Origin of the sequence: Kineococcus glutinatus, assembly GCF_039542765.1 — a bacterium.
Taxonomy (GTDB): Bacteria; Actinomycetota; Actinomycetes; order Actinomycetales; family Kineococcaceae; genus Kineococcus_A; species Kineococcus_A glutinatus.
The window spans coordinates 1-7,444 of the sequence record NZ_BAABIL010000376.1 but is presented as its reverse complement, the minus strand read 5'-3'; the positions used below and the strand labels follow the sequence as shown (position 1 = coordinate 7,444).

General features: G+C 76.9%; 10 protein-coding genes and 3 tRNA genes. 7 read left to right on the top strand and 6 right to left on the bottom strand.

Features of this window, described 5'->3' with window-relative positions:
• Both ABEB16_RS13995 and ABEB16_RS13990 read left to right on the top strand, forming a co-directional pair.
• On the top strand, positions 1-1,004 hold a 1,004-nt coding region (locus ABEB16_RS13995; RefSeq protein ID WP_345712852.1), incomplete at its 5' end, for a molybdopterin-dependent oxidoreductase.
• 90 nt (positions 1,005-1,094) lie between these two features.
• Positions 1,095-1,325, top strand: coding sequence for a hypothetical protein (locus tag ABEB16_RS13990; protein WP_345712851.1), 231 nt, complete (start codon positions 1,095-1,097; stop codon positions 1,323-1,325).
• A gap of 31 nt (positions 1,326-1,356) precedes the next feature.
• On the opposite strand, the gene ABEB16_RS13985 is transcribed toward ABEB16_RS13990, so the two are convergent.
• Positions 1,357-1,441: transfer RNA gene (locus ABEB16_RS13985), tRNA-Leu, on the bottom strand.
• A gap of 63 nt (positions 1,442-1,504) precedes the next feature.
• The gene (locus ABEB16_RS13980; protein ID WP_345712850.1) at positions 1,505-1,975 is read right to left on the bottom strand and encodes a peroxiredoxin; all 471 of its coding nucleotides are present in this window, start codon (positions 1,973-1,975) and stop codon (positions 1,505-1,507) included.
• Between the two features lie 181 nt (positions 1,976-2,156).
• Here ABEB16_RS13980 and ABEB16_RS13975 point away from each other — a divergent pair, with 181 nt between their 5' ends.
• The 3 genes from ABEB16_RS13975 (at position 2,157) to ABEB16_RS13965 (ending at position 4,268) form a co-directional block, all read left to right on the top strand.
• The gene (locus tag ABEB16_RS13975; RefSeq protein ID WP_345712849.1) at positions 2,157-2,456 is read left to right on the top strand and encodes a DUF3618 domain-containing protein; all 300 of its coding nucleotides are present in this window, start codon (positions 2,157-2,159) and stop codon (positions 2,454-2,456) included.
• A gap of 97 nt (positions 2,457-2,553) precedes the next feature.
• Complete coding sequence (locus ABEB16_RS13970) at positions 2,554-2,847, top strand: GroES family chaperonin (RefSeq protein WP_345712854.1); 294 nt, start codon at positions 2,554-2,556, stop codon at positions 2,845-2,847.
• 8 nt (positions 2,848-2,855) lie between these two features.
• On the top strand, positions 2,856-4,268 hold the full coding sequence (locus ABEB16_RS13965; protein WP_345712848.1) for a cytochrome P450: 1,413 nt from the start codon (positions 2,856-2,858) through the stop codon (positions 4,266-4,268).
• Between the two features lie 86 nt (positions 4,269-4,354).
• On the opposite strand, the gene ABEB16_RS13960 is transcribed toward ABEB16_RS13965, so the two are convergent.
• Together ABEB16_RS13960 and ABEB16_RS13955 are read right to left on the bottom strand one after the other, a co-directional pair.
• Positions 4,355-4,427: transfer RNA gene (locus ABEB16_RS13960), tRNA-Lys, on the bottom strand.
• Between the two features lie 47 nt (positions 4,428-4,474).
• The gene (locus ABEB16_RS13955; RefSeq protein ID WP_345712847.1) at positions 4,475-4,651 is read right to left on the bottom strand and encodes a hypothetical protein; all 177 of its coding nucleotides are present in this window, start codon (positions 4,649-4,651) and stop codon (positions 4,475-4,477) included.
• A 188-nt stretch (positions 4,652-4,839) separates the two neighbouring features.
• Here ABEB16_RS13955 and ABEB16_RS13950 point away from each other — a divergent pair, with 188 nt between their 5' ends.
• Entirely contained in the window at positions 4,840-5,445 is a 606-nt protein-coding gene (locus ABEB16_RS13950; protein ID WP_345712846.1) for a hypothetical protein, read from the top strand.
• A 35-nt stretch (positions 5,446-5,480) separates the two neighbouring features.
• Here the strand turns inward: ABEB16_RS13950 and ABEB16_RS13945 are convergent.
• A tRNA-His gene (locus tag ABEB16_RS13945) sits at positions 5,481-5,556 on the bottom strand.
• A gap of 120 nt (positions 5,557-5,676) precedes the next feature.
• Complete coding sequence (orn, locus tag ABEB16_RS13940; protein ID WP_345712853.1) at positions 5,677-6,294, bottom strand: oligoribonuclease; 618 nt, start codon at positions 6,292-6,294, stop codon at positions 5,677-5,679.
• A gap of 130 nt (positions 6,295-6,424) precedes the next feature.
• Here orn and ABEB16_RS13935 point away from each other — a divergent pair.
• The coding region (locus ABEB16_RS13935) for a PrsW family intramembrane metalloprotease (RefSeq protein WP_345712845.1) at positions 6,425-7,444 on the top strand (1,020 nt) is incomplete at its 3' end.

Below are 7,444 nucleotides of genomic sequence, written 5' to 3'. Positions count from 1 at the left end.
CCGGCGGTCGCGTCCTCGCCGGCACCGGTCGGGGCTCCGGCCCGGCGCCGGCGCTGCCCGCCGCGGCGGTGCCCGCGCCGCCGCTGCCGGAGGGCGCCGACCCGCCCGTCGACGGGCTGACCCCCTACGCCACACCGGTGGGCGACTTCTACCGCATCGACACCGCTTTCTGGAACGTGCCGGACGTCTCGGCCCAGCAGTGGCGGCTGCGCATCTCCGGCCTGGTCGGGCGCGAGGTCGAGGTCTCCTACGCCGACGTGCTGGCGATGCCGCTCGTGGAGCGGTGGATCACGCTGACGTGCGTGTCCAACGAGGTCGGCGGCCCCTACGCCGGCACCGCGCGCTGGCTCGGCGTGCCGCTGGCGGACCTGCTGCGCCGCGCGGCCCCCACCGCGGCGGCCGACATGCTGCTGGCCCGCAGCGTGGACGGCTTCACCACCTCCACGCCGCTGGCCGACGTCCTCGACGGCCGCGACGCGCTGCTGGCGGTCGGGATGGACGGCGCGGCGCTGCCCCGCGAGCACGGCTTCCCCGCCCGCATGGTGGTGCCCGGCCTCTACGGCTACGTCTCCGCCTGCAAGTGGGTCACGGAGATCGAGGTCACCCGTTTCGACCGCGCGGCCGCGTACTGGACCGAGCGCGGCTGGGCGGAGCGGGCGCCGGTGCGCACGGCCTCGCGCATCGACGTCCCGCGCTCGGAGGCCACCGTGCGCGCCGGGACCGCGGTGGCCGTCGCGGGCGTGGCCTGGGCCCAGCGCCGCGGGATCCGGCGCGTGGAGGTCCGCCTGGACGACGGGCCCTGGCAGGAGGCGCAGGTGCTGCCCGCGGTCTCCGCCGACACGTGGGTGCAGTGGCTGTGGCGGTGGCCGCGGGCCGCTGCGGGTGAGCACGTCCTGCAGGTCAGGGCCACCGACGGCACGGGGGCCGTGCAGGACGCCGAGCAGCGCCCGCCCGAGCCCGACGGCGCCACCGGGTACCACGCGATCACGGTCACCGCCGCCTGACCTGCGCGGTGGAAAACCCCTGGGGTGCAGCTGCTCCGGCGGCTACGGTCGCACCGTGACCCCTTCCTCCCGCCGCCGGGGACCCAGGCCGTGAGCGGCGTGCCCGGCGGTTTCGCGTTCACCGCGCGCGGCGGCGAGGTGCGCATCAGCCACCACGGGCGCCCGGCGGGGGTGCTGCGCGGGCGGGCGGCCGCGGTGTTCCTGCGCGACGTCGAGGTGCAGGACCCCCAGCTGCTCATGGCCCGCGTCACCGGCAACTACCGGCACGGCAACGAGCGGACGGCCGCGATGCACCCGCGCAACCGCGGCGGCCGTCGCTGAGGTGACCGCCGTCGAGTCACCGCGACCGCCGTGGTGCGGGAGAAGGGACTCGAACCCTCACGCCCGGAGGCACAGGAACCTAAATCCTGCGTGGCTGCCAGTTACACCACTCCCGCCCGGACCACAGCGTAGCCACGGCCCCCCGCCCCCGCCGGGAGCCGGCTCGCGGCGGGGCGCGCTCAGCCGACGCCGAGCTCCCGGCGCAGCCGCGCCACGTGCCCGGTGGCCTTGACGTTGTACTGCGCCAGCGCCACGCGGCCCTCGGGGTCGACGACGACCGTGGAGCGGATCACGCCGGTCGTCGTGCGGCCGTAGAGCGTCTTCTCCCCCCACGCCCCGTACGCCTCGAGCACCCGGTGCTCGGGGTCGGACAGCAGCGGGTACGTCAGCGACTGCTCCGCCGCGAACGCCGCCAGCTTCGCCACCGGGTCGGGCGAGATGCCGACGACCGCGTACCCGGCCGCCTGCAGGCCGCCGAGGTCGTCGCGGAAGTCGCACGCCTGCGCCGTGCAGCCCGGGGTGCCGGCCGCCGGGTAGAAGTAGACGACGGCGCTGCGCCCGCGCAGCGACGACAGCTCCAGGGTGGAGCCGTCGGCGGCGGGGAGCGCGAAGTCGGGGGCCGGGTCCCCCGGCTGCAGGCGTGCGGTCATGGCCCGCACGGTAGCGCCGCCGGGTGGGAGCCGGGCGCCCCGGTGCGACGGCCCGGCCGCGCGGGGACCGCTCCCGAGCCCGCGCCCGCCCGCTCCGGTACGGTCTGGCCACCGCCCGCCCACCCGCGGCGGCGGTCAGCAGTCCCGGCACCCCGCCCGGGCCGGTCCACGAGGAGGCACCGTGACGGTGAGCGCGAACGGCGACGTGACGATCCTGCGGGCACCGCTGCCCAGCGACCCGCGCGCCCTGGAGCGCGAGATCGAGCTGCGCCGGGCACGCCTGGCCGCCACCATCGACGAGCTCGCGGGCCGGGTGCAGCCCTCCGCCCTCAAGGAGCGCGCCATCGGCTCCGCCCGCCGCTCCGCGGTCTCCTTCGCCACCGACTCCGACGGCGCCCTGCGCGTCGAGCGCGTCGGGGCCGTCGCCGCGGCCGTCGTCGGCGCCGTCGTCCTCGCGGTGTGGCGCCGCCGCCGGCGCTGAGCCCCCGGCGCGCCCGCGCCCGCCGCCGCGGCGGGGGAGCGCTGTACCGTCGTCGGTCGTGAGCACCACAGGCCCCGCGTCCCGGCTCCCCGTCCGGATGCTGCACGACCGCGTCCTCGTCTCCCAGGAGGAGGCGGGGGAGCGCACCTCCGGCGCCGGCATCCTCATCCCCGCCACGGCGGCCGTCGGCAAGCGGCTGGCGTGGGCGGAGGTCGTGGCCGTGGGCCAGCACGTGCGCACCGTGCAGCTCGGTGACCGCGTGCTCTTCGACCCCGAGGCCCGCGCGGAGGTCGAGCTGAACGGCAAGGGGTACGTGCTGCTGCGCGAGCGGGACCTGCACGCCGTCGCGGCGCCGCGGGTGGAGGACGGGCAGACGGGCCTGTACCTCTGAGGCCTCCGGTGCCCCGCCGGTCGACCCCGCCGGCGCCTCCCGCTCCCGAGGGCGTCGGGCGGGGCGCGGCGGGGACGCCCAACCGCTACAGCCCGCTCGCCGCGCCCGGCCCCACGCCGTGGGAGATGGTCCGCGCCGTGCCGGCCATCCGGCGCAGCGCGGTGGACTTCCTCACCGGTGTCGCCGCCCGCCACGGCGACCTCGCGGCCTTCCCGCTGCCGCGCACCCCCGTGCTGCTCCTCAACGACCCCGAGGGTGCCCGCCACGTCCTGGTCGACAACCACCGCGGCTACGGCCGGGCGACCCTGCAGTACCGGGCGCTGTCCGCGGTCACCGGCCAGGGGCTGCTCACCAGCGACGGGGAGGCCTGGCGCACCAGCCGCCGCGCGGTCCAGCCGGCCTTCCACCACACCGGCCTGCACCGCGTGGCCGCGCACGCCGCCGCGGCCGCCGAGCGGGTGCGCGGCGAGTGGGCCGCCCTGCCGGCCGGCGCCGTCCACGACGTCGCCCCCGGCCTCTTCCGCGCCGCCCTGGAGGTCGTCGGCCCCACCCTGGCCGACGAGGACCTCAGCGACGTCGGCCAGCGCCTCGTCGACGCCGTCGGCACCGCGCTGGAGGCCGCCGCCGCGCAGGCCGCCGGCCCGGTGCCCGCCGCCTGGCCCACCCCGGCGCGACGCCGGTTGCGGCGCGCCGTCGCCGTCATCGACGAGGCCTGCGAGCAGGTGGTGCGCGCCCGCCGCGCCCGGGGCCTGCGACCGGGGGACGACGACGTGCTCGCGCTGCTGCTGGCCGCGGGGACGCCGCCGCGGCAGGTGCGCGACGAGCTGGTGACGTTCGTCGTGGCCGGCCACGAGACGGTGGCCTCCTGCCTGACGTGGACGCTGCACCTGCTCGCCCGCCACCCGGCCGCCCAGCGCGTGCTGCACGCCGAGCTCGACGCCGTGCTCGGCCCGCCGGGGAGCTCGCGGGTCCCCGGGTTCGACGACCTGCCGGCGCTGCGCCACACCCGCGCCGTCGTGGAGGAGTCGCTGCGGCTGTACCCGCCGGCGTGGGTGGTGACGCGCACCGCGCTGGCCGACGACGTCGTGGCGGGTCTGCCGGTGCCCGCCGGCACGCTCGTCATCGTGTGCACCTGGGCGCTGCACCGGCACCCGGGCGCGTGGGAGGCGCCGGAGGAGTTCCGCCCCGAGCGCTTCCCCGCCGCCGCCCGCAACCCCGCCTACCTGCCGTTCGGGGCCGGGCCGAGGTTGTGCGTGGGGCGCGACCTCGCGCTGCTGGAGGCGGTCGTCGCGCTGGCGGCGCTGCTGCGCGAGCACCGGCTGGAGCCGGCACCCGGACCGGCCCCCCGGGTGGAGTCGCTCGTCACGCTGCGGCCGGCCGGCGGGATGCCGCTGCGCATCGCCCGTCGCGACGTGGGCTGAGGCGGTGGTCCCGGCGGCGCGGTCGCGACCTGGAAACGCACCGAGGGCCCGGTGACCACTGGTCACCGGGCCCTCGGTCCCGTGAGTGCGCCGTCAGGGACTCGAACCCCGAACCCGCTGATTAAGAGTCAGCTGCTCTGCCAATTGAGCTAACGGCGCAACGGGTCGAAACCTTAGCAGAGCGGTCAGGGGTGGACGAAATCGGCTCAGCCCTGCCGCCACCACTCCTGCTCGGGCAGGCCCTCTGCCTCCAGCAGCTCCTGCGAGGGAGGGCCGGAGGGTGCGGCCAGGTCCATGATCAGGGACAGCGGGATGTGCCCGTGGAGCATCTCCACGGCCGGCTCGGCGGCTCGGCGGAGGCGGTGCTGCTCGTCGACTGCCATGGCGTCCTCCCGGAAGTGCGGCCCTGGGTTGGGGTTCGTCCGGGACTAGTTCGTCGGGACTAGTCCCCGTCTTGACCGCCGGGACGCGGGACGACCCGTTCGGCGCAGCGCCGGGCCGCGGCGTCGGCGCACGCCGGCGGGGCGCAATCGGGTGGACGGTGCCGCGGGCACGGCCCGACACTCGCAGGATGCAGCGGGGCGCGGCCTGGGGGTGGTCCATCCGCGCCCACACGCCCCAAGAACTGCTCATCGGCCTGTACCTGCGCGACGCCGCCGGCCTGGAACCCGCCGAGCCGCACGTCCCGCGCGTCGAGCCGCCGCTGCCCGTGCGCGTGCGGTTGCCGGGGCGGGAGGCGGCCGCCGCGCAGTGGTCCCGCTGGTGGCGCTCCGCGGTCCTCGGTGGGCCCGAGGTGCTGGCGGGCGTCCTGCCGCCGGCCTTCCCGGGGTTGCGTGGCGTGCCCGAGCTGCACGGCGTCGCGGAGCTCCTCGTGGACGAGGCGGTGGAGTGGAGCGTCCTGCAGCGGGAGCGGGAGGCGGCCCTGGTGCGCCGGCTGCCGACCCCGCTGTTCGAGGCCAACGTCGTCCAGGACGTGCAGGTGCGCGTCGGGCGCCGGCTGCCGCCCGTCGACGTGCACATCGCGCACCTGCCGGTGCGGGACCCGACGTGGTGGGGCGTGGCCGGTGGGCGGTTCCTCGTCCCGCTCGCCCTGCGGGCGGACCGGGACGCGTACCTGGCATGGCTGCGGGAGCGCCTGGAGGAGATCGCGGTGACCGGTGCGCTGCCGGCGCCATAGAGGCACCAGCACGCCGACCCGGGAACACCGGGTACTGGGGTGAGTGACGGGACTTGAACCCGCGACATCCTGGACCACAACCAGGTGCTCTACCAGCTGAGCTACACCCACCACGCGCGGCGCCGGAGCGCACGCGACGAGGGAAGCATAGCCGCACCGGGGCGGTGCTCGTCGCACCGGGGTGCGGGCGCGTCGCCCGCGCGGGGGACGGCCCACCGCCTGCGCGGCGACCTACTGCGGGTCGGCGGCCTCGGTGCGCAGCTCCAGCCGGGCGCCGGCCGCGCGGACCACGTCGGAGTCCGGGCCCGGCTGGGGCACGAACAGCACCTCCCGGTAGTAGCGCAGCTCCTGGATGCTCTCGCGGATGTCGGCCAGCGCCCGGTGCCCGCCGTGCTTCTTCGGGGTGTGGAAGTAGACGCGCGGGAACCAGCGGCGCGCCAGCTCCTTCAGGGAGGACACGTCGATGATCCGGTAGTGCAGGTGGTCGACGAGCTCCGGCATGTCCCGCGCCAGGAAGGCGCGGTCGGTGTGCACGGAGCTGCCGGCCAGCGGCGCGCGGCGGGGATCGGGCACCCACGTGCGCACGTAGTCCAGGACGGCCTCCTGCGCCTCGGCCAGCGTCCGGCCCGCGGGCAGCTCCGCCAGCAGCCCCGAGGCGGTGTGCATCTGCACCACGACCGGCTCCATGCCCTCCAGCGACTCGGCGGGCGGGGCGATGACGACCTCGACCCCGGGGCCGAGGACGTTGAGGTCGGCGTCGGTCACGAGGGCCGCGACCTCCACGAGGGCGTCGCGCTCGAGGCTCAGACCGGTCATCTCGCAGTCGATCCAGACGATCCGGTCCTGCACCCGGTCCTGCGCCCGCTCCCCGCTGCTGCTGCTCACCGCGCCAGCCTAGGCCAGCGCCCCGCCCGGCCCCGGGCCGCGCCGCGGGATCGCGCCGTGCCCGCCGGTGCCGACGCGGCTAACCTCGGCGTCCATGTCGGACGACGCGCCGCTCGGTGCGCTCCCGCGGGGTACCCGGCCGGGCGCCGCCGAGCGCCGGCGGCTGCCCCTCACCGTCCTGACCGTCGTCATCCTCGTCGGCTGCGGGCTGCTCAGCTTCACGGCCGTCACCCTGGAGATCGGCGCGGACGGCCTCCTGTGGGGGTTGCTGCTCGCCGCCGTCCCGGTGGGCCCGGTGCTGGCCAGCGTCATGTGGCTGGACCGGCACGAGGCCGAGCCGCCGCACCTGCTGGCCTTCGCCTTCGGCTGGGGGGCGTGCGTGGCGACCCTGGGCGCGCTCGTCATCAACACGGTGGGCGGGATGCTGCTGGAGCGCGGCGGGGTGTTCACCGGCGGCATCGCCGACACCTCCGTCGTCCTCGCGCCGGTCGTGGAGGAGGCCCTGAAGGGGGCCGCGGTCCTGCTCGTCGTCCTCGTGCAGCGCCGGCAGTTCGACGGCGTGGTCGACGGCATCGTCTACGCCGCCTTCGCGGGCGTCGGCTTCGCGTTCCTGGAGAACGTCCTCTACCTGGGGCGCGCGCTGGCCACCGACGACGCCGCCTCGCTGGCCGTCGTGTTCGTGCTGCGCTGCATCGCCTCCCCGTTCGCCCACCCCCTCTTCACGATGGCCACCGGGGTCGGTCTCGGGATCGCCGCCCGCAGCAGCTCCCTGCCCGTGCGGCTGGGCGCGCCCGTCCTCGGGTTCTGCGTGGCGGTCTGCCTGCACGCCCTGTGGAACGCCAGCGCCAGCACCGGCCTCTTCCTGCCCGCCTACGTCCTGCTGCAGGTCCCGATCTTCGCGGCGGCCGTGACGATCGCGCTCGTGGCGCGGGTGCGGGAGGCCAGGCTCATCGCCCGCCACCTGCGCGTCTACGCCGCCACCGGGTGGCTGACCGACGGGGAGGTGCGGATGCTCACCTCCTCCGCCGCCCGGCGGCAGGCCCGCGCCTGGGCGCTGCGCGCCGGCGGGCGCCCCGCCCGGACGGCGATGGCCGAGTTCCAGGACACCGCCAGC